Source organism: Glaciihabitans sp. dw_435 (assembly GCF_018449675.1).
In the GTDB taxonomy this organism is placed as follows: domain Bacteria; phylum Actinomycetota; class Actinomycetes; order Actinomycetales; family Microbacteriaceae; genus Glaciihabitans.
On record NZ_JAAVUZ010000004.1, the window covers coordinates 49162 to 70666 of the forward strand.

A 21505-nucleotide genomic window follows, 5' to 3' on the forward strand; every position below is an offset into this window, starting at 1 on the left:
GGGGTGTCCTTTCTTGTACCAGCCAGAGCCCAATCGACACCGCGGTGTCAGGTTTCCGGAACTATTTCGCCGAGGCCAACGCGGTCGGGGACCTGCCGGGCGACGCGATGGAGCCAGGGCCCCGGATCGGGCCACGACCGGCCGGTGGGGAGATGCCCGAGCAGGCGGGCCAGCGGGGTGGCGCCGTCATCCCAGGGGATCACGCGCGTGGGCGCCGCGTCGGGCAGCACGCCGAGCCACCAGTGCTTCCACGTCGGGGACAGCTCCTCGGGCGCGTCAATGATGTAGTAATCGGGCAGCGACGCCCCACCGGCGCTAAGCGACTGCAGGGCGCGCTCGATCTCGAAGTCGAGGGTGCCGAGGGTGGTCTGGTCGTCGAAGAACTCGACCCACGCGTGGGCGACGTGGGCGAGAGGGTCGCGGTCGTGCACCACGTAGGGGGACTGTGACTGGTTGATCCACTGGCCGGCATCGCCGTCCGTCATTTCGGCGAGGGAAGCGGCGCGCACGTTGGTCAGCCGGTTGAGGCGGCCGAGCGTCGGTGCAGGATTCCTACCGATAAAGACGACCGTTGTGCTGCTCGCGCTGCTCATGCATCCAGCCTAGATCGCCTGGTGAGCGCAGGCGCGGGAGTGGTCAGCGCAGATACTCCTCGAGCGCGGTCAACAGCGGTGCCTGGCCCTTCACGAGCTTGACCCGGGCGACCTCGAGCGGCGCCCAGGCCGCGGCATCCACTTCGGGAAATTGCTGCAGTCGTCCCGAGCGGGGCGGCCACTCCATCTCGAAGGTGTTGCTGGTGATGGTCTGCACGTCGAAGTCTGTTTCGGCGATGAATGCCGTCACGATCTTGCCGGACGATTGGCGGAACTCGCCGAGCAGCGCATAGTCGGCGTGGGGTGGGGGAGTGCCGATCTCTTCGGCAAACTCACGCAGGGCGGCGGTGAGGGGTTCTTCGTCGTCAGTGAACTCGCCCTTGGGGATGGACCACGCGTGGTCGTCCTTCTTCGCCCAGAACGGGCCGCCCATGTGGGCGATCCACACCTCAAGCCCGCCCGAGGGGGCGAATCTGTACAGCAGGAGTCCGGCACTACGGATGGGGGCCATCCCTCGATACTGTCAGTCAAACGGCATGCCCGCGCGAATTTCGAGCCTGCCCATCACCGCCATCGGGTGCGTCATGATCGCGTCGAGCGCTTCGTCGAGCGACGCGCACTCGAGCACGTCGAAGCCGACGATGGTGTCGTCGCGACCATCGGCGGGCCCGGACACGACGAACTCCTCGCCCCCGCGAATTGTCAGCGTCATGGCCTCATCCGACGGAACGAGCCTCTCGCCCACGATGCGTGCGCCCGCGGATTCCACGTCGCTCACCCACGCCTCGGTCGCCCCGCGCGGATCGTCAAGTTCTTCACCGTCGGGGGCAGAGTGCACCAGCAGTAGGAACAACATTGTTACCTCCCTGCGCCCAATGTATACGTTGTCCATAACGAGGCCTAGGCCGCAGTACTACCGGGATGTGCGCCGGTTCACGCCGGCGGCCACACCCCGATGATGATCGCCATGATGACGAGCGTGACGAACTCGTGGGCGACGTTGAGCACCGTCAGCCCCGCGGGGCGACCGTCGAAGGCGTCGTGGGTGATGAACCGGGCGGCGGTGAAACCCGCCCACAGGATGATGGTGGTCACGACCGCGTTCCAGAAAAAGCTGCCGTCGTAGAAGCTCCACGAGATATCGGCGGCGCCGGCCAGCACCCAGGCCGTGATGAAGCTCACGACGACAGTGATGAGGATGGGCCTGACCGCATCGGAGGCGTTGCCCGACGGGGTCACGCCCGCGGCTTTCATCCAGTATTTGCCGAAGACCCTGGGGGTGTACCAGACCGAGCCCACGATCATGCTGGAGAGCGTCGCGAGGATAACCGCCCAGTAGTTGATGTCCGGAACCATGATCGCCCTTCGTTGCGCGTGACAGTTTTCTTACGAGCAGAATAGAACGCATGACGACTACCGCACCGTACGGATCGTGGCGTTCCCCGATCTCCGCCCTCGATCTCGCCGCAAGCGGCCACCCGGTGAGCGGCGGTACCTGGGTCGGCGATGCAGTTTGGTGGCTCGAGCTGCGGCCCGGCGAGGGCGGCCGTCTCGCCGTCCGCACGGCCGGAGACAACGGCGAACCCGTCGACATTCTTCCCGCTCCGTGGAACGCACGAACGCGGGTGCACGAGTACGGTGGCGGCGCGTGGACGGTGACGGATGACTCTGCGCTGATCTTCGCCGAATTCACCGACCAACGTCTGTACCGCCTTGACCGGGGCGAGAGCACCCCCGTCGCGATCACCCCGGCCGACGGGAGATACCGGTTCGCCGAGTTATCCATTCGCGGGGACGAGGTGATCGCCGTGCGGGAGACCCACACCGACGGAAGCATCAGCCGCGACATCGTGGCGGTGCCGCTGGATGGATCCGCGGTGCACGACGCCCGTGGCATCCGCTCCATCGTCTCTGGATCCCACTTCCTTGCCTACCCGCGGTTCTCGCCGGATGGGTCCCGCATCGCCTGGATAGCCTGGGAGCACCCGCAAATGCCGTGGGACGGCACCGAACTGCGCGTTGCGGACCTCGTCGACGGAGTGGGACGCGACCAGCGCACGCTCGCCGGGTCGACGACCGAGTCCGTGCTGCAGCCGCAGTGGGCGGATGACTCCACCCTGACGCTGATCAGTGATCGCAGTGGATTCTGGAACCTGGAGTCGCTCACCCTCGACGGCACCCGCCGCGTGCTGCTCGAGGAGCGGGCCGAGTACGGTGACGCCCTGTGGACTCTTGGCTCCATCTGGTATCACCGGTTGGACGACGGCCGGCTGCTCACCATGCGCACCGATGGCGATGACAGCCTTGTGATCCTGGACACCACGACCGGCGAGAGCCGTTCCCTCGACCTGCCGCTCACGGCAATCTCCCTCGGCGCTCGCCGGGGATCCCGGGTGATGCTGTTTGGCGGAAACTCAACGCTGGCTACCGGACTGCGCATCCTGGACCTCGACACCGGCGACCTCGAGGTCGTGCGGCTTGCGGTCGACGCGCTCCCGGACGCGGGCTACCTGCCGATCGCCGAGGCACGCGTGTTCGGCTCGACCCGGGAGGTGCACGCCTTCGTGTACCCGCCGCGCAACGCGGACTTCGTGGCACCCGAGGGCGAACTGCCGCCCTACATCGCGTTCGTGCACGGTGGCCCCACGTCGCGGGTGCCCGCGCGCGCAGACCTCACGGCTGCGTACTTCACCAGCCGCGGCATCGGCGTTGTCGACATCAACTACGGCGGCTCGACGGGCCACGGTCGCGAGTATCGCGAGCGGCTCAAGGGCCAGTGGGGAGTGGTGGATGTCGAGGACACAATCGCCGCCGTCCTCGGGCTGGCAGACGCGGGTGTCGCCGATCGCGCCCGGCTGGGCATCCGCGGTGGCTCCGCCGGCGGCTGGACGGTACTCGCCTCGCTCACCGGGTCGGACGTCTTCGCCGCCGGAACCTCCTACTTCGGTGTTGCCGAGCTCACGCAGTTCGCCCTCGACACGCACGACTTCGAGTCCCGCTACCTCGACGGGCTCATCGGCCCGCTGCCCGAGGCGGCCGACCTGTACGATTCCCGGGCGCCCCTGAACAACGTCCACAAGCTCACCACCCCCGTGCTGTTGCTGCAGGGACTCGATGACCCGATCGTGCCACCGTCGCAGGCAGAGCTGTTCCGGGATGCGCTCGAGGCTCGGGGCATCCCGCACGCCTATATCGCCTACGAGGGCGAGTCGCACGGCTTCCGTCGTGCGGAGACCATCGTCAGCGCGACGGAGGCTGAACTGTCGTTCTACGGTCAGGTGATGGGCTTCGAGCCGGCGGATGTCCCGCGGTTGATGCTCTCCTGATCTGCTTCGCTCCCGTGTCAACCCCCGGCGAATATTCGAAATCGGGAATCGATGCGCACCGCGGGGCCGTTTTACCCGGTGTACCCAATCGCAAGGAGATCCAAGAAATGTCAGTAATTCCCACGATCGCCCTGAACAACGGCGTCGAGATTCCGCAGCTCGGATTCGGCGTCTTCCAGATCGCACCCGCCGACACCAAGGTCGCGACCCTCGAAGCTCTCGAGGTCGGCTACCGGCACATCGACACCGCCGAAATGTACGGCAACGAGAAGGGGGTCGGGGACGCGGTGCGCGAATCCGGCCTCGCGCGCGAGGACGTCTTCGTCACCAGCAAGCTCAACAACGGTTTCCACGCCCGCGAAGACGCCCTGAAGGCCTTCGATACCACCCTCGATACCCTCGGCTTCGAGTACATCGACCTCTTCCTCATCCACTGGCCGCTGCCGGCGGTGGGCGACTTCGTCGACACCTGGAAGGCAATGGAGGAGATCTACGCCTCCGGCCGCGCCAAGGCCATCGGTGTCTCGAACTTCCAGCCGCAGCACATCCAGCGCCTGCTCGACCACACGGACATCATCCCCGCTGTCAACCAGATCGAGGTGCACCCGTACCTCACGCAGGACGACGTTCGCGGCTTTAACAACGAGCACGGCATCGAGACGGAGGCATGGTCGCCCATCGCCCAGGGCCTCGTGCTGACAGACCCGACGATCACCGAGATCGCCGACCGCATCGGCAAGTCACCGGCCCAGGTCACGCTGCGCTGGCACATCCAGCGCGGCGACATCGTGTTCCCGAAGTCGGTGAGCCGGAGCCGCATCGAAGAGAACTTCGCGCTGTTCGACTTCACGCTGACCGATGACGACGTTGCGGCAATCAGTGAGCTGAACCGCAACGAGCGCACGGGCCCGAACCCCGACGAGTTCAACTGGATTCCGTAGGTCCGGAAATCGCGTGACGCGAGAAAGGGCGGTCACTCCTCGCGGAGTGACCGCCCTTTCGCGGTGCTGGGTGGAACTGCTGGGTTAGTGACCCATCGGCAGCTCGCCCGCGGGAACCGCCGGCTTACGGATGAAGAACGCCGCCGGAATGGCGAACAGCGAAATGATCGCGCCATACATAAAGGCGTGCTGGATGCCTCCGGCCGTCGCGTGCACGACCGATGCTCCCTGCGTGGCCAACGTGGTGGACTGCGCGGTCATCACCGCGATGAAGAGTGCGGTGCCGAGCGCCCCGGCCAGTTGCTGGATCGTGCCGAGGATGGCGCTGCCGTGGGAGTACAGGTTCGGAGTCAGCGACCCGAGGCTCGCGGTGAACAGCGGCGTGAAGAGCAAAGCAAGTCCGATGCTGAGAGCAATGTGTGCGACCAGCACGAGGCCGATCGGAGTCGACTCGCTCAGACGCGTCATGGCCCAGAAGTCCGCGCTCACCAGCACGGCACCCGAGACGAGCAGCGTGGTGGGTCCGTAGCGGTCGAACAGGCGACCGACGAACGGCGACAGGATTCCCGTGATCAGGCCACCGGGAAGCAGGAGCAGGCCGGTGTTCAGCGCGTTAAGACCGAGAACGTTCTGCAGGTAGATCGGCAGGATGATCAGGGTGCCGAACAACGCCATCATGCTGATGGCCATCATGCCGATCGAGACGCTGAAGGTCGGCGACTTGAAGGTACGCAGGTCAAGAAGCGCGCGGTCACGGCGCTGCAGCGATACCTGGCGCAGGACGAAGACCACGAGCGCGACGACTCCCACGAGCAGCGGCACGATGCCGACCTCGGGCGAGGTGGCCAGGTTGCTCAGGCCGTAGATAAGCCCACCGAACCCGAAGGCCGAGAGGATTACCGAGAAGACATCGAACTGCGTCCTGACCGGAGTCGTGACGTTCGGGACCCGGATGATGCCGAGCACAAGCGCCGCGAGGGCAATCGGCAACACAAGGATGAACATCCAGCGCCAGTCGAGCGCGCTGAGGATGATGCCCGAGATGGTCGGGCCAATGGCAGGTGCCACGGAAATGACGATGGAGATGTTTCCCATCGTGCGCCCCCGAGAGGCCGGGGCGACGAGCGTCATGGCCGTCGTCATGAGCAGCGGCATCATGATGGCGGTTCCGGATGCCTGGACAACGCGCCCGGCGAGCAGGATCTCAAATCCGGGTGCCGTAGCCGCGATGAGCGTTCCGAGACTGAATAGGCTCATCGCCGCGATGAAAATCGGGCGGGTGTTGAAGCGCTGCAGCAAGAACCCGGTGATGGGGATCACCACGGCCATGGTGAGCATGAAGCCCGTGGTGAGCCACTGGGCGGAGGACGCCGTGATGTCGAGGTCCTGCATGAGGTGCGGAAGCGCCACACCCATGATGGTCTCGTTCAGGATGACGACAAAGGCCGAAATCAGCAGCAGGTTGATGACCAGTTTGTTGCGCTTGGCAATGGTGGGGTCATCCGCTGCGGTGCCCGGCATGGCGGGCGTCACGGTAAGAGGGGAAGTTTCAGACAAAGGTAAGTGTCCCGTCGGGAGTGTTAGAGCAATCGCGCGTACCTTCATCAAGCAACCGCCGCGCGGACTTTATTCCACTGTTGCGTGTCCAGTACCGTCGACCTAGGAGCGGGGGACGACCGAAGGAGTTCAGCCATGATCGAGACGACGTTGTCAGCCGATGGAACCCGCATCGCCTTCGAGCGCAGCGGCACCGGTCCTGCTCTCGTGCTGCTGGGAGGCGCCTTCAACACCCGCCAGAGCGCCGCCGGGCTCGCGTCAGTGCTCGCTCCCCAGTACACGGTCTTCACGGTCGACCGCCGCGGTCGCGGAAACAGCGGAGACACGCAGCCCTACGCGGTCGAGCGCGAGATCGAGGATGTCGCGGCAGTCGTCGAGGCCGCCGGCGGGTCCGCCCACGCCTACGGGCATTCGTCCGGGGCGATTCTTGCCCTCGAGGCCGCGGCACACGGAGTGGCGATCACGAAGGTCGCCGCGTTCGAGCCGCCGTACACGTTCGATCCCCAGAACCCGTCGGCGGTTCCGGGCACCCGCACGGCCGACGAGGTGCTCGCGGCCCTCGACGGGGGCGATCACTCCCTGGCGGCCCGGACCTTTCTGCAATTCATGGGAATCGACGAGGACTCGATCGAGTGGATGACCCAGGCACCGTTCTGGCCCGACATGGCATCGCTTGCCCCCACCCTTCGCTACGAAATCGCCCTGACCAACGACGGCCGCGTACCCCGGGAGCGCTTCGCCCGCATCGGAGCCCCCACCCTCGTGATGGATGGCGGCAACAGCCCCGCGTGGGCGGCCCGGTCGGTGGCGGCCGTCACGGAGGCGATCCCCGGCGCGCGCCGCGTCACGATAACCGGGCAAACGCACGCGGTCGAAGACGCTGCCGTCGCAACGGTGCTCGTCGAATTTCTGAAATGACGCTGGAACCTGCGCACCCCGTCGCGGTGACGCCCCGGGAACTGCTGCGCCTGCGCCTGGCATCCCAGCGCATCGAGTCACCGTCCAGCACGCCGCTCGATGTGGCCGGCGTCGTGCGGCACCTCCTTGCGCTGCAGGCGCAGGACTTCGCGCAGGGACTGTGGGCGGTCGCTCTGCGGGCGCCCGGGGCCACGAAGAGCGACGTTCTCGCCGCGCTGGACGAAGGTCGGGTCATCCGCTCCTGGCCCATGCGTGGCACGCTGCACTTTCTGCCGCCGGAAGACCTGCGCTGGATCCTCGCCCTCACCGCCGAGCGCACGCTGAAGGGGGCAGCCTCCCGCTTTCGCGGCCTGGGAATCGACGAGACGACGCTCACGCGCGCCACGGAGGTCGCGCGCGCCGAGCTCGGTGGGGGAGCGCGACTGTCGCGGGATGAACTCTTCGCCGCCCTGGGCCGCGCCGGCATCGATACGGCGGGGCAACGGGGCTCCCACATTGTATTCGCGCTGTCGCATCGCGCGATTATCTGCTGGGGACCCACCCACAAGAACCAGCAGGCACTCGTGCTGGTCGACGACTGGATTCCGCGGCAGCCCGCCCGTGAGCGCACCGATGCCTTGCGCTCCTATGCGCTCGGCTATTTCCGGGGACACGGACCGGCGACCCTCGCTGACTTCGCCTGGTGGTCAAAGCTCACCCTCGCCGACGCCCGCACGGGGCTGGCCGCGGCGCTCGACGATCTCGTCGAGCTGAGCTGCGACGGAACCACTTATTGGATGACCCGGGACGAAATGGATGCCGCGGGCCCAGCACCCTCGCGTGCGAGTGGCCGCGTGCACCTGCTCCCGGGTTTCGACGAGTACCTGCTCGGCTACACGGACCGTTCCCTCGCCCTGACCCCCGAGCACTTCGACCGCGTGGTGCCCGGCACCAATGGAATCTTCCTTCCGATCATCGTTTCCCGGGGCAGGGTCGTCGGCACCTGGCGACGCCCACCCGGTGCCTCCCCGGGAGCCATCCCGTCTGGGTCGATCACCACCGACGTCTTCGAGACGCTCGGCACGCGCGACACGGCGACGCTAGACCGTGCGGCTCGGGAGTGGTCCCGCTACGCGGCCGGGTGAAACGGCACATTCTGCCCCCAAACGGGGGCGTGATTCGACCCCTCGATTTGCAGGGAGAGCGACAGGTACCGTCGGGCTGTCGGCGGTGTGCACGTCGACGCAGCGAGATTTGTCCCCGTCGCAATGGCGCGCCGCCCGACCCGTCTATGCCGCTTCACCCCTGAGTTGAGCGCCGCACCACCTGAGAATCCCGACCGCGCCGGGACCCGATCTCGCGAGCAGAGTATGCCTAGCAAAAGGAGATCATCGTGAGAAAACCGCTCATCGCCACCGCGGCGTGTGTTGCCCTCGTGGGTTCCACGCTGCTGGTGGCGTCACCGGCGTCGGCGAACGGCCGGGGCCACTCCCACCATCCGACGCCACCATCGGTCTCGGTCGGATCCGCCCGCACCCTCGCCGACGGCCTGTTGTCACCACTCAGCCTGGACGTCACGTCGAAGGGCACCGCCTACGTCACCGAGAACTTCGGAGGAACCCTGGTCAAGGTCGACCGGACGGGCACGAAGACGACTCTCGCCAGCGCGCCCGGAGACGAGATCAGCGCCGTCAGCTCCCGTAACGGAGCGGTGTACTACGCCCAGCTCGCCCAGGATCACTCGCGCGCAGTGCTCAAGTCGATCAGCAAGGCGGGCGTCACCACCCAGCTCGCCGACATTCACGCCTATGAGCAGAGGGTCAATCCCGACAAGAAAAACACCTACGGTGCGATCGGACTCCCCGCGTCCTGTGCCGCGCAGTTCCCGCCGCCTGCCCCGGCCACCTACGCCGGAACCGTTGACACCCACCCCTACGCATCGCTCGCCACCAAGCGGGGAATCTATGTGGCGGATGCCGGAGCCAACGCCATCTTTAAGATCGGTTACAACGGCGCGATCTCCACGGTTGCGGTCCTTCCCGCACAGCCGCCGATCACTCTCACCGCGGAGCTGCTCACCGCCCAGGGACTGCCCACCTGCGCCGCCGGCTACCAGTACCGGTTCGAACCGGTGCCGACCGACGTGGAGCAGGGAGCGAACGGATGGCTCTACGTGACGTCCCTCCCGGGAGGACCGGAAGACGCGAGCCTCGGTGCACGCGGCGGGGTCTACAAGGTGAACCCGTACACCGGCGCGGTCAAGCTTGTCGCTCGTGGGTTCGTCGGAGCCACGGGACTTGCTGTCCTGCCGACGGGAGCCGTCGCCGTCGCGGAGCTCTTCGGCGGCTCCGCCGGAACCGGCCAGGTGTCGATCTTCTGGCCGGGTAAGAACGTGGCAAAGAAGACCATCGCCCTGTCGGCCCCGGCCGCGATCGAACGGGTCGGGAAGAAGCTGTACGTCACCACCGACGCGCTTCCCTCCGAGACTGCACCGCCCAACGGCAAGATCACGGTGCTCCCGTTCCGGGCGAAGGCGGGTCACCGGTAACCCTTCCCCGGTGTCAACGAAAAAGTGGCGCCAGACCCACCGGGTCTGGCGCCACTTCTGCGTTGGCCACGCTCGCGAACTAGCGGGCGGGCTTTGCCTTCTTCTCGGCGCGCTTTTCCTTCAGCGACTTCGCCGCAACGGTCTTGGCGCCATTCTTCTTCGGTGATTTGTCTGCCATGAGGCACTCCTTCGCTCAAAAAATTGGACGGCTTCTGTCGATGAGACTACGCCCTGCCCGGGCCTGCCGAAACGTCACGTCGGGTCGGGGCTCGGCGGGCACCCTAATCACCAACGGTGCGCGAGGAAACCCGTGGACGCAGAAATCTGCCGGGGTTAATAATCGAAAGCGGTTCGGGTTCGCGGACCGGCGGGGAACGCTCGCTCCCAGGGCGAGATACGACCAGAAGGCAGAAGAAGACAATGGCGTCAGAAACGAAGCCTCACACCAACTTCAAAGTCATCGCGCTCGCCATCGCCGGCGCCGTCGGAGGGTTTCTCTTCGGCTTCGATTCCTCGGTCGTCAACGGCACGGTCGATGCCGTCCAGACACAGTTCGCCCTGTCGGCCTCGCTCGTCGGGTTCGCCGTGGCGAGCGCCCTCATCGGCTGCGCCGTGGGCGCCTATCTCGCCGGCCGTTTGGCCGACCGGTGGGGCCGCATCCCCACCATGATCACCGGCGCCATCCTCTTCCTCGCCAGCGCGATCGGGTGTGGCCTCGCCTTCGGAGTCGTCGATCTGATCGTCTGGCGCCTCATTGGTGGCCTCGGCATCGGAATTGCCTCCGTCATCGCCCCCGCCTACATCGCCGAGATCTCACCCCGCCTGCTGCGCGGGCGGCTCGCCTCCCTCCAGCAGCTGGCCATCACCATCGGTATCTTCGCCGCGCTGCTGTCGGACACGCTCTTCGCCAACGCTGCCGGATCCGCCGGCGACGAGTTCTGGTTCGGGTGGGAAGCGTGGAGGTGGATGTTCCTTGCCGGCGCGGTTCCGGCCGTCGCCTATGGCCTCATCTCGTGGCGCCTGCCCGAATCACCCCGATTCCTTGTGCTCAAGGAGCGAGACGACGAGGTCCGCAAGATCTTCGCCCGCCTGTGGCCCGGGGAGGACGTGGAAAGAGCGATCCGCGACATGCGGGACGCCATCAACGCCGACAAGCTGGGGTCACAGAAGGGTGCTCTCCGAGGCAACCGATTCGGCCTGAAGCCCATCGTGTGGATCGGCATCATCCTGTCGGTGTTCCAGCAGTTCGTCGGCATCAACGTCATCTTCTACTACTCGACCACCCTCTGGCGTTCGGTGGGGTTCCAGGAGCGGGACTCGTTCACGATCTCTGTCCTCACCTCCGTGACCAACATTGCGGTGACGTTCATCGCGATTGCGTTGGTGGACAGGGTGGGCCGACGCCCGATCCTCCTGTTCGGATCCGCAGGCATGACGATCTCGCTCGCCACAATGGCGATCGCGTTCAGCCAGGCCGACATCGTTGACGGTGCTCCGCAGCTTCCGGGGGCATGGGGACCGATTGCGCTGATCGCCGCCAACGTCTTCGTGATCAGTTTCGGTGCTTCGTGGGGTCCGGTCGTATGGGTGCTGCTGGGCGAGATCTTCCCCACCAAGATCCGGGCACGCGCGCTTGGCGTTGCCGCCGCCGCGCAGTGGATCGCCAACTTCCTGGTGACCGTGTCGTTCCCGGGACTCGCCGCGGTGTCGCTCGTGCTCACCTACGGGCTCTATGCGCTGTTCGCCGCCCTGTCGTTCCTGTTTGTCATGCGTTTTGTGCCGGAGACGAACGGGATGTCCCTGGAGGAGGCGAACACGCTGCTACCCCACAAGGACAGTGCGAAGGCACGGGCCGACGCCAAGGCGACGGGTGCGGCCCCCGCGAAGCCGCAGGGCGCGGCGAAGGGCTGACGCTCAGCGCCGACCGCTCAGCGCCGACGGCGACCGGCCTGCTTACTCTTCCTGCTCGCGCGGGGCATTCGCCCGGAGCGCGGTTTCTTCCGCGTCGATATTGCGCAGTACCGAGCGCACGGCCCTGTCCTGGTACCGGCCCTCGGCGCGGGCCGCGATCACCGCTTCCCGTTCCGCCGCGATCATGATCCGACGCAGCCGGTTGTAGGTGTAGGGGATCGGTTCGTTGTCGCCCGGCGCCGGGTTCTCGATGGCCTGGGTGAGGAACGAGGAGTCGATCCGCAAGCGGTCGAGGACGGACGGGTCATCCGTATCCGCCCGCTCCTCCTCGAGACGTTTGAGCCCTGCAGTCTGCGCTTCCGACATGAGGAGGTGGCGCTCGACGGTCTCCTGATCGGAATTGGGCGGAGGCAGGCGCAGGCGACGGATGATCCAGGGAAGGGCAAGTCCTTCGGCAAGGGTGCCCGCCACCACGACGAACGCGAGGAACTGCAGAAGCTCGCGCTCGGGCGTCTCCTCGGGCAGCAGGAACACGGCGGCGAGCGTGACCACCCCGCGAATGCCTGCCGCCGAGATGGCCGTACTCGTGCGCCATCCCCACGACCTCTCGCGCAGGAACCGCGGACCGTGCTGGTACGCAGCGTTGCTGGCGAACACGAACAGGAATCGGGACAGCGCGACAACCACGAGCAGGGCGACGGAAATGCCCACGATCTGCCAGAAGGTGAGATTGGACTGGCGGAGCCCCACCAGAATGCCGGAAAGGCTGAGACCGATGAAGAGGAAGACCGCATTCTCCAGCAGGAACCGGATGGTGCGCCAGTTGATGGACTCGGCGATGCGCGCCTCCGCGGACTGCACCAGTGGTGAACGCTGGCCAAGGAACAGCCCGGCGACGACGACGGCGAGCACGCCGGATCCACCGCTGAGCTGGGCGGGGATGAAGGCGATGTACGGGATAACGAGCGACAGCCCGGTGTCGAGAACGGGTGACCGCAGCCGCTTGCGAATGGCAGAGAGCACGAACCCGACGAGCAGCCCAACGCCCACCCCGATCACGACGGCGAGGCCGAAGTCGCCGACGACCGACCAGGGGTTCACGATGCTGATGATCGCGGCGATGGAGGCGTTGAGCGCGACGAGGGAGGCTGCGTCGTTGAGGAGGCTCTCGGTCTCCAGCACGGTGACGACGCGCCGAGGGAGCCGCAACCGGCCGGCAATGGCGGTGACAGCCACAGCGTCCGTGGGGGCGACCACGGCGCCAAGGGCGAAGGCTGCCGCGAGGCTCACCGTCGGGACGAGCCACCACATGGTGAAACCGACGGTGACGACGGTGAACGCGACGAGACCGACGCCGAGAACGAGGATGCTGTCGCGCCGGGCAAAGATGTCCGAGAGGGGAGTGCGGATGGCCGCCGCGAACAGAAGCGGGGGCAGCAGACCGTAGAGGATGAGCTCGGGCTCGACGACCATCTGGGGGATGCCCGGCAGAAACGAAACAGCCGCCCCGACGGCCACGAGCGCGACGGGTGCTGAGACACCCGCGCGTCCGGCGATGCCGGTGACGGCGACCGTCACGATGACGAACGAAACGATCCACACGATCGAACTGACCGGGTCCACGCGGACTCCCTTCACGCATCGCCCGCGGGGACCGGGCGGCCCGCCCAGCGTACCGAAGTTGAGACGATCTCCACCCGGCACTCCACCCCAGGGAGGTGCCGCGGTCCGGCACATCCGACGAACGTTGAGGTATTCACATTCGTTCGTCGAAAGAGATCCCATGACCATTCAGACCCTCATTAATGTCGCCGTTATCCTCGTGCTCGTCGGATGGATCGGCATCCGCCAACTTGCCTGGCGTCCCGTGGAAGTCGCCCGCATGTGGCGCATGCCGCTCATCCTCGGTGTCGTCGGAGTCATCACCGTGTCCAGCGACACGAGCGCCGCCCTCACCACACTGGACATCACCCTGCTGGTGATCGAGCTCGCGGTATCCCTGGGGATTGGTGCGCTCATGGGGTCCATCGCCCGCTTCCGCCCGATCTCTGCTGCGGCAAAGGCTGCGCACTTCGCGAAGAATCCCAAGGACACCACGGATGTGACGCTGGAAAGCAGTACAGGGGGCTGGGGACTCGGCCTGTGGATCGCGTTCATCGTGGTCCGCGTCGGGATCGACATCTGGGCAGGCGCCGTCGGATCGACGATCGCCGCCTCCACGGGCGTGATCCTCATCATGGTTGCCGCTAACCGATTCTCCCGCACGGCCGTCTTCGCCGCCCGCACCTCCCGCGTGGCAGTCATTCACTCCTGATCACGGGAACGCGGGAGGATAGGACGGTGAACCCCTCGGCAAGCAATCCCGGCATGCTCAGCAAGGTGCTGAGTCTCGCCGGGGCGCTGCTGGTCGGCTACTGGCTGATTCGCGAGTTCACGGACGAACCGGTCTGGGTGCTCGTGGTGTCCCTCGTCTCCCTCGTTGCGTGGATCGCGTTCATCTTTGTGTCCCGCGAGCGCTCCGTCGTCAGCGCCCTGCTGATCATCCTGTCCGCGGTCACGGGTGCTTTCGCCACCGGCCCGACCGCGGGGCTCCTCATTGGTCCCGTGATCGCCGCCGTGCTCACCATGATCGGCATGCCCCATCGCCCGACGTGGCACGGCGTGGTGCTCGCGCTCGCCGCGGCGGTGGTCATCCCCATCGGCGCCCTGAGCGTCGATATTCAACCTCTCGGCCTCGTCTCGATGGAGGGTGGTCTCGCCATCGCCGTCATCGCTGGATTCAGTCGACGCCAGATCCGGGTGACGCAGGTGCAGTCGCTGCAGCTGCTCGAGCAGCGGATCGTGGTGGAAGAAGAGAAGGCGAGGGGAGCGGCCCTCGCCGAACGGCAGACGGTGGCCCGGGACATCCACGACGTCCTGGCGCACAGCCTCGGCGGACTAGTACTGCAACTCGACGCTGTCGATGCGTTGCTGGAGGCGGGTCGTGTCGATGATGCCGCGGTGCGGGTGAAGAACGCCCGCGCAATGGCGGCCTCCGGTCTGGCTGAGGCACGCCGGGCGGTAGACGCCCTCCGCGACGACCGGCGTGGCGAACCGGTCACGGCCCCCGAGTTTCGACGCACGATTGACGAACTGCTCGCGGCGCACCTCTCCCTGGGCGGTTCCGTTGACTTCTCGGTGACAGGGACAGATCGCGAGCTCGATTTCGACGTCGCGGAAGCCCTGAGGCGCACGCTGCAGGAATCCCTGACCAACGCGCGCAAGCACGCGCCCGGCGCTCCCGTCGCGGTGCGGGTGGACTGGAGTCGCCGGCGAGTCGAGCTCGAGGTGTCCAATCCGGTCACCGCCGCCGTCCCTCTTGCGGCTCCTGCCGGACACGGTCTCGTCGGAATGAAGGAACGCGTCGCCGCCCTCGACGGCGCATCCGTCGATGCAGCGTTCGTCGATGGGAGATTCGTGGTGCATACGCGGCTGGTGACGTCATGACCGCGGCGCACGCCGGACAGCCCTCGCCGACCATCCGCGTGCTCGTCGCCGACGATCAGGCAATCGTTCGGGACGGCCTCGTGACAATTCTGTCGCTGCTCCCCGACATCGAGATCGTCGGAGAGGCAGCCGACGGCGAGGAGGCCGTGCGCCTGGTGCGCCAACTCCGTCCGGACGTCGTGCTGATGGACTTGCGGATGCCCCGCCTCGACGGTGCCGCGGCGACCGCCCTCATCGTGGCGGAGCTCCCGGCTACCGCCGTGCTCGTGCTCACCACCTACGCCGATGATGCGTCAATCGTTGGAGCCCTGCGCGGGGGAGCGCGTGGATACCTCACCAAGGACGCGGGTCGTGCTGACCTCTCCGCCGCCATCCGATCCGTGGCGCGGGGCCAGACAACGTTCTCGGCCGAAGTGGGGGCACTGCTGATCGGCGGAGTGACGGGGTCACCCGTCTCGGCCGCACCCGCCGTGTCCGGGGCATCCGTTCATGATCGTTTTCCCGTCCTCACCGCCCGCGAGGCGGAGGTGCTCGGCCACATCGCCGAGGGGCTCAGTAATCCGGAGATTGCTGAGCGCATGTACGTGAGCGTTACCACGGTGAAGACCTATATCAACGCAATATTTGCCAAGCTCGCCCTGCGCGACCGGTCGCAGGCCATTGCCCTTGTGCTGTCCTCAGACGAGCACTGAACCCTAGACACGTCCGCGTTTGCGTGCCGCTGTCCGTCGTGACAGCACTGCAGCGGCCGCGGCCCCTGCAAGGACAACTACGCCGCCGCCCACAATCAGGCTGATCATGAGGCTGTTGTCGGGCGGGGTCGTGATCTTCACGGGTGTTCCCACGCCCGTCGCAGGGAACGTGAACGTGGCGTCGGCCGTGCGCTCATCGACCCCACTCTTTACGGCAAGGTGGGCGGTCCATGGCCCGTCGGGCAGCGCTTTGTCCAGCGTGAAGATGGCGTTCGCCGACTCTCCGGGCGCAACCGTGGTTGCCCGCGCCAATGTGAACGGTCCGGCCGACAGACCACCCGGTCCATCGCTCAGCCTCAAGGTTCCGGTTGCGTCGATTGCGCGGCCACCCGTGTTGGTCACCAGCGCTGTGACGCTCGGAACGCCGGCCTCGTTGCGCGACGGTGACACTGAGGTGACAGTGAAATCAGTGGCCGCGGCATTGCTCCCGCCGACTGTCACATACATGCGGATGCCGGCCCGACTTGCCTGCACGACGGGCGAATCCTTCGACGTGGTGCCGCGGATTTCTGCCCACACTGCGGCGTACTGCTCACCGGGCGCGGCGTCCGCGGGGACCGCGACGGTGACGGTGATCGTTTTCTTCGCACCGCCGGGGAGAGCTATTTCTGAATCGCTCAGTCGGGTCCAGCTCGTGAGGTCGTTGGAGGACGGATTCGCCTCTCCCTGGAACGTTCCGTCGGCTATGTGCGCTGCACCGGTGTACAGAAAGACGGTCTGCTGCGTCGGCGAAGGATTTGTTACGGTCACGCGGCTCGTAGTGGACCCGCCGGGCTCCACCGAACCAACAATGTACGACGCGGCACGTGGATCTGCGGCCACAGCGGCTGGCGAGACATCAGTGAGTTTCACTCCAACGCCGCTGGCAGGATCGGTCGCTGCCGAAGCGGAGACGGCCACCGCCAGCGGCGCCACCGCGACCAGCGCGGCAATAACGGCAGAAAAGATGTAACGCACGTGGAACGCCCCCTGTTGCTATAAATGTGCGGCACGCCGCAATGGTGCAGATGCAAACGCGGGACGGCCGATGAATCGGTCGTCCCGCGGGTGGTGAACGTTGTTACAGAACGGACTGCGTCAGCGTCGCCGTGTAGTTGTCGGCGAGAGCTGCTGCGGGAACGGCAACGCTCAGACTTCCGTTCCACGTTGTGTTGTTATTTCCCGTGACGGCAGTCGCCGTCTGGATCGGAGTCGCGACCGTCAGGTCAGTAATGGCAGCGGCGGTGGTGATCGTCGCCGTTCCGGTGTGGGCGGTTCCGGTGGCGGCATAGGTCGAGAGAGCCGGCGAGATGACGTTTGCCGGGGTGGTGGTGCCAACGAACTGGGTCATCGACACCGAGGTGACCCAGCCAAGGGCGCTCTGGGCGCGCAGGTCGCTGACCGCGACGCCAAAGTCAGCAGAGACGGACGCAACGCCTGGAGCAACGTCAGGCATAACGATTGCGTCGCTGGTGATGGAAAGTACACCAGCTTCGACGGCAACGGCGACGGGAGCGTCAACGGCCATGGCCGGGACGGCGCTGACGCCGACGAGAGCGACAGCGGCGGAAAGAACGATTGCAGAGCGCGTAAGAGTACGCATGAGATCCCCATTTTTTGTTGCAAATGTTGGCGACTTGAGCGAATGCCGTGTCTTCCCACCACTTGACCGGCCAAATCCTCCGCCATTGCGCGGGTCCTATCTGGATACTCAGAACGCTACACCCACTACTGGGGTAATACCTAGGAAAAGCGAGATATGCACAAAATCTAGATTGTGCGAGGGCTTGTAATTATCGGGCGAAATGAGGTAATGGGATATCTCCTCAATATAGCGACACGCGTGTTGGTACCGAGTCAGAGCGTTGCAAATCATGCACGATGCCGCACCATTACGGCTGGCAACACGTCACTCATGCCGTCAGCGAGGCGCGAGGCGACGATTGGTCATTCTCACCCCAACGCACGCGGCGGCGAGAATCGCGCCGTCACCTCCGAGGGCGGTGAGAAGCATGAACGTGCTGATGCCTTCATCTTTCGTTGATGTCGCCCGTAGCGTCGCCGGAGTCGCGCTAGTGATGCTGTCAATGGAGCGCGTGTGTGACCCGTTGTCGGCCACTGCGTTGGCGGATAGTGCGGGAACGAGAAGTGCGCACGCGAGGAGTGCAGTGAGTCCGAAATTTCGCAACATGACAAACCAACTTCGTGAAGTGGTGCGGTGACGTGGAAAGCGAGCCGGGTTCAGCTGCTGCATCGAGGCTATCTCTGATGACCCCTGTTCGGGGGTGCTGTTGCGGAATACGCTGACGGGGATAGATCTCGACACCGTCACCCGCGGTCGACATCCGCTCCCGATCGGTGTCCACTACACGCTGAACAAAGGAGCGCCCGCCGTGACGACATCAGTGACCTCGACGCAATCCCCGGGTGGAGACAAGGGTCTTAAGGGCGGTGCGCTTGGCTTGGTGTCGAGCATCGTTGTCGGCGTGGCATCCACCGCCCCTGCGTACAGCCTCGCGGCAAGCCTCGGCTTCATCGTGGCCAGCGGGGGCGCGTTGCTGGCGGGGACCAAGGCACCGGGGATCGTGCTGTTGGCCTTCATCCCGATGTATCTCATCGCAGTCGCTTACCAGGAGCTGAACAAAGCGGAGCCTGACTGTGGAACTACATTCACGTGGGCGACGCGCGCGTTCGGGCCGATCACCGGCTGGATGGGCGGGTGGGGCATCATCGTCGCCGACGTCATCGTGATGGCGAATCTCGCGCAGGTTGCGGGGTCGTACTCGTTTACATTTCTGGGTGATCTGGGGTTGACGTCGGTGGCGGGCCTATCCGACAGCGTTCTGTGGTCGACGGTGGCGGGTCTCATCTGGATCGCCGTCATGACGTGGATCTGTTACCGCGGCATCGAGATTTCAGCTCGGCTTCAATACGTACTGCTCAGCATCGAAGTGGTTGTTCTCATCTTCTTCGCGGCGTTCGCCCTCGTGCGCGTGTACTCCGGTAGCGCGGAAAGCTATTCGCTGACGCCGACCCTCGACTGGTTCAATCCGTTCACGCTCGACTTCGGCAGCGTTATTGCACCCGCGATGCTGACCGCGATCTTCATCTACTGGGGCTGGGACACGGCCGTGTCCGTCAACGAGGAGACGACGAATCCCGAGAAGACGCCCGGACGTGCGGCGATCATCAGCACCGTGCTGCTGTTGGTGACGTATGCCCTCGTTGCCGTCGCGGCGGTGGCTTTCGCGGGAGTGGGCACGGAGGGGATCGGGCTGGGGAACGAGGCGAATGCCGACGACGTGTTTTCCGCCATTGGCCCGGAGCTGTTCGGAGAGAGCGTTGGCGGGCACATCCTCATGTTGCTGTTGTCCGCGTCCATCCTGACGTCGGCGTCTGCCTCCACCCAGACCACGATCCTGCCAACCGCGCGCACATCACTGTCGATGGCCGTGTACCGCGCCCTGCCCGCGCGCTTCGCCCGCATCCACCCTCGATTTCTCACCCCGACGTGGTCGACAATCGGCATGGGAATCGTCTCCGCCGCGTTCTATCTCGTCTTCACGCTCATCAGCGTGAGCTTGCTGGTGGCGCTGATCGGGTCCATCGGCCTCATGATCGCGTTCTACTACGGTCTGACGGGCTTCGCGTGCGTGTGGTATTACCGCAAGACGCTCACCTCGTCATTCCGCAACGTGATCATGCGGGGCGTGTTTCCGCTGCTCGGGGGCGCATCGTTGCTTGCCGTATTCATTTATGGGCTCATTCAGTTCGCGGCGCCCGATTGGTTGGTCGATGACGACGGCAACAATGTCACCATCTTCGGTATCGGGGCGCAGGCCGTCGTCGGTGTGGGCGGTCTGCTCATCGGCGCGGTCCTCATGGGAATCTGGTGGATCCGGCAGCCCGATTTTTTCCGGGGAAAGACCCTCCCGCGACGGTCCGATGATCTGGTGCTCGCCCCGGGCCACGGCAGGGTCCCCACTTTCGGACTCCCGGACTCCGGTCGCATGCCCGACGTCATCGCACCTGACCTCTCCAATCTTCCACCGGGTGGACAGGCGATCGATGCGGCGACCGGACGACCGGTGTTCGAGACCGAAGCTCGACCCGGCGCCAATCCCGGCGCTGATCCCGACGCCGGGGATGGAACCGCGGATGACGGTCGGGCGGAGGATGGTGCACCGCGGCACCGGTTGTGATCCGTCAAGGCTGGTCTGCGCTCAGCGTTCGGGCGTAGTGTCGGGATCATGGCGAATCTCATTGAAAATGTTGCAGGAACTGTGTCCAAGCTCGGCGTGAAGGCGGCCTACGGCGACAAGGTAACGGTGGACGGAGTCGAGTTGGTACCCGTCGCGGTCGTGCAGTTCGGATTCGGTGCCGGCGGCGACAACGACGAGAACGGCGGCGGGGGTGGTGGCGGATTCAGCGTGCCGATCGGCGCTTATGTCGGTGGTCCCAATGGCCTGGCCTTCCGTCCCAATATCATTGCCCTTCTCTGGGTGCTCGTGCCCCTGACCTGGGTCGGCGGGCGTGCCCTCAGCCGGGTCATCCGCGCCCTCAAGAAGTAGTCCCTTCTCTACCTCCGGCGCGGATACCCCTCCGCGTCGGGGGAGTCGGATAACCTCGGCGGGTGGATGACGATCGCTACGGTTCCGATGTACTCGCTGGATTCAACAAGCGGGCTCCCCGCACGCCTCCGGCCATCGTCGAGGCGGTGCGTGACCTCGTCGTAGAAGAAACAGCGACCGGGTTTGTCGGCGCGGTGCTGGGGTTCGAGGGCAGGTTCGTCCGACTCGAGGACCGCAAGGGCCGCGTGCGCATCTTCTCTCTGGGCGACGGATTCATGATCGACGGCAAACCGGTCGCTCTGCGGATGCCCAAGATCAGCACGATCTCGTCGCCGACCGCCCGCACAGCCTCCGGCTCCTTCGCCGTGGCCGACGCCCGCGCCCGTGTGGCCCTTCCCAGCCGGATCTTTGTCGAGGGACGGCACGATGCCGAGCTCGTCGAGCGCGTGTGGGGAGACGACCTCCGAGTCGAAGGCGTCGTCGTCGAATATCTAGAGGGCGTCGATGACCTCGACGGCATCATCCGCTCGTTCGCGCCGGGACCCGGTCGCCGGGTGGGTGTGCTGGTTGACCACCTGGTCGCCGGATCAAAAGAGAGCCGAATCGCCGACACCGTTGCCCGGGGGCCATTCGGCTCCGATGTACTGGTGGTGGGTCATCCGTTCGTTGACATCTGGCAAGCGGTGAAACCGTCGAGCCTCGGCATTGCCGCCTGGCCGACGATCCCGCGCACCATGGAGTGGAAGCACGGCATCTGCGAAGCGTTCGGTTGGCCGCACGAAGACCAGGCCGACATCGCGCGTGCCTGGAAGCAGATCCTCGGCCGGGTGCGTTCCTACGCCGACCTCGAACCCGTGTTGCTTGGCCGCGTCGAGCAGCTCATCGACTTTGTAACGGTTCCAGCAGACTGACAGCCATGACACTGCCATTGCTCATGACGGCTG

At 65.7% G+C, this 21505-nt stretch carries 20 protein-coding genes; 12 read left to right on the plus strand and 8 right to left on the minus strand.

Features of this window, described 5'->3' with window-relative positions; all coding sequences use genetic code 11:
• Positions 1-47: 47 nt before the first annotated feature.
• The 4 genes from HB677_RS07035 to HB677_RS07050 form a co-directional block, all read right to left on the minus strand.
• Entirely contained in the window at positions 48-593 is a 546-nt protein-coding gene (locus tag HB677_RS07035) for a hypothetical protein (RefSeq protein ID WP_213814983.1), read from the minus strand.
• Positions 594-636: 43 nt separating this feature from the next.
• Positions 637-1104, minus strand: coding sequence for an NUDIX domain-containing protein (locus tag HB677_RS07040; protein WP_213814984.1), 468 nt, complete (start codon positions 1102-1104; stop codon positions 637-639).
• Positions 1105-1116: 12 nt separating this feature from the next.
• On the minus strand, positions 1117-1449 hold the full coding sequence (locus HB677_RS07045; protein ID WP_213814985.1) for a YciI family protein: 333 nt from the start codon (positions 1447-1449) through the stop codon (positions 1117-1119).
• A 77-nt stretch (positions 1450-1526) separates the two neighbouring features.
• Positions 1527-1949, minus strand: a complete 423-nt coding sequence (locus HB677_RS07050) for a DUF1761 domain-containing protein (protein ID WP_213814986.1) — start codon at positions 1947-1949, stop codon at positions 1527-1529.
• 50 nt (positions 1950-1999) lie between these two features.
• Here HB677_RS07050 and HB677_RS07055 point away from each other — a divergent pair, with 50 nt between their 5' ends.
• Together HB677_RS07055 and HB677_RS07060 are read left to right on the plus strand one after the other, a co-directional pair.
• On the plus strand, positions 2000-3919 hold the full coding sequence (locus HB677_RS07055; RefSeq protein WP_213814987.1) for a prolyl oligopeptidase family serine peptidase: 1920 nt from the start codon (positions 2000-2002) through the stop codon (positions 3917-3919).
• A gap of 107 nt (positions 3920-4026) precedes the next feature.
• Positions 4027-4860 (plus strand): aldo/keto reductase, encoded by an 834-nt coding sequence (locus tag HB677_RS07060; RefSeq protein ID WP_213814988.1) that lies wholly within the window; start codon positions 4027-4029, stop codon positions 4858-4860.
• Between the two features lie 84 nt (positions 4861-4944).
• Here HB677_RS07060 and HB677_RS07065 read toward each other — a convergent pair whose 3' ends face one another.
• Positions 4945-6381: an MDR family MFS transporter gene (locus HB677_RS07065; protein ID WP_213815239.1), complete on the minus strand. Its 1437-nt coding sequence runs from the start codon at positions 6379-6381 to the stop codon at positions 4945-4947.
• 171 nt (positions 6382-6552) lie between these two features.
• On the opposite strand from HB677_RS07065, the gene HB677_RS07070 reads away from it, so the two are divergent.
• The 4 genes from HB677_RS07070 to HB677_RS07085 all read left to right on the plus strand — a co-directional run bounded on the left by HB677_RS07070 (position 6553) and on the right by HB677_RS07085 (position 11773).
• The gene (locus HB677_RS07070) at positions 6553-7335 is read left to right on the plus strand and encodes an alpha/beta fold hydrolase (protein WP_213814989.1); all 783 of its coding nucleotides are present in this window, start codon (positions 6553-6555) and stop codon (positions 7333-7335) included.
• Positions 7332-8459, plus strand: coding sequence for a winged helix DNA-binding domain-containing protein (locus tag HB677_RS07075; protein ID WP_213814990.1), 1128 nt, complete (start codon positions 7332-7334; stop codon positions 8457-8459). The genes HB677_RS07070 and HB677_RS07075 overlap by 4 nt, the downstream gene beginning before the upstream one ends.
• 248 nt (positions 8460-8707) lie before the next feature.
• Positions 8708-9862 carry a ScyD/ScyE family protein gene (locus HB677_RS07080; RefSeq protein ID WP_213814991.1) on the plus strand — a complete coding sequence of 385 codons (1155 nt, stop codon included), beginning with the start codon at positions 8708-8710 and terminating at the stop codon, positions 9860-9862.
• 294 nt (positions 9863-10156) lie between these two features.
• Positions 10157-11773 carry a sugar porter family MFS transporter gene (locus tag HB677_RS07085; protein WP_307852508.1) on the plus strand — a complete coding sequence of 539 codons (1617 nt, stop codon included), beginning with the start codon at positions 10157-10159 and terminating at the stop codon, positions 11771-11773.
• A 42-nt stretch (positions 11774-11815) separates the two neighbouring features.
• Here HB677_RS07085 and HB677_RS07090 read toward each other — a convergent pair whose 3' ends face one another.
• The gene (locus HB677_RS07090; protein ID WP_307852509.1) at positions 11816-13396 is read right to left on the minus strand and encodes a sodium:proton antiporter; all 1581 of its coding nucleotides are present in this window, start codon (positions 13394-13396) and stop codon (positions 11816-11818) included.
• 160 nt (positions 13397-13556) lie between these two features.
• On the opposite strand from HB677_RS07090, the gene HB677_RS07095 reads away from it, so the two are divergent.
• Genes HB677_RS07095 through HB677_RS07105 form a run of 3 tightly spaced genes read left to right on the plus strand, consistent with a single transcriptional unit; the run spans position 13557 to position 15951 of the window.
• Positions 13557-14087, plus strand: coding sequence for a hypothetical protein (locus tag HB677_RS07095; protein WP_213814994.1), 531 nt, complete (start codon positions 13557-13559; stop codon positions 14085-14087).
• Positions 14088-14113: 26 nt separating this feature from the next.
• Complete coding sequence (locus HB677_RS18810) at positions 14114-15259, plus strand: sensor histidine kinase (protein ID WP_213814995.1); 1146 nt, start codon at positions 14114-14116, stop codon at positions 15257-15259.
• The gene (locus HB677_RS07105; RefSeq protein ID WP_213814996.1) at positions 15256-15951 is read left to right on the plus strand and encodes a response regulator transcription factor; all 696 of its coding nucleotides are present in this window, start codon (positions 15256-15258) and stop codon (positions 15949-15951) included. The genes HB677_RS18810 and HB677_RS07105 overlap by 4 nt, the downstream gene beginning before the upstream one ends.
• Before the next feature lie 3 nt (positions 15952-15954).
• On the opposite strand, the gene HB677_RS07110 is transcribed toward HB677_RS07105, so the two are convergent.
• Together HB677_RS07110 and HB677_RS07115 are read right to left on the minus strand one after the other, a co-directional pair.
• Complete coding sequence (locus HB677_RS07110) at positions 15955-16761, minus strand: hypothetical protein (protein ID WP_213814997.1); 807 nt, start codon at positions 16759-16761, stop codon at positions 15955-15957.
• A gap of 310 nt (positions 16762-17071) precedes the next feature.
• Positions 17072-17593 carry a hypothetical protein gene (locus tag HB677_RS07115; RefSeq protein WP_213814998.1) on the minus strand — a complete coding sequence of 174 codons (522 nt, stop codon included), beginning with the start codon at positions 17591-17593 and terminating at the stop codon, positions 17072-17074.
• Positions 17594-18383: 790 nt separating this feature from the next.
• Here HB677_RS07115 and HB677_RS07120 point away from each other — a divergent pair.
• From HB677_RS07120 to HB677_RS07130, 3 genes are all read left to right on the plus strand, one after another.
• Positions 18384-20192, plus strand: a complete 1809-nt coding sequence (locus HB677_RS07120; protein WP_213814999.1) for an APC family permease — start codon at positions 18384-18386, stop codon at positions 20190-20192.
• Positions 20193-20240: 48 nt separating this feature from the next.
• Complete coding sequence (locus HB677_RS07125; protein ID WP_213815000.1) at positions 20241-20561, plus strand: hypothetical protein; 321 nt, start codon at positions 20241-20243, stop codon at positions 20559-20561.
• Positions 20562-20623: 62 nt separating this feature from the next.
• On the plus strand, positions 20624-21472 hold the full coding sequence (locus HB677_RS07130) for a DUF3097 domain-containing protein (protein WP_213815001.1): 849 nt from the start codon (positions 20624-20626) through the stop codon (positions 21470-21472).
• Positions 21473-21505: the final 33 nt, after the last annotated feature.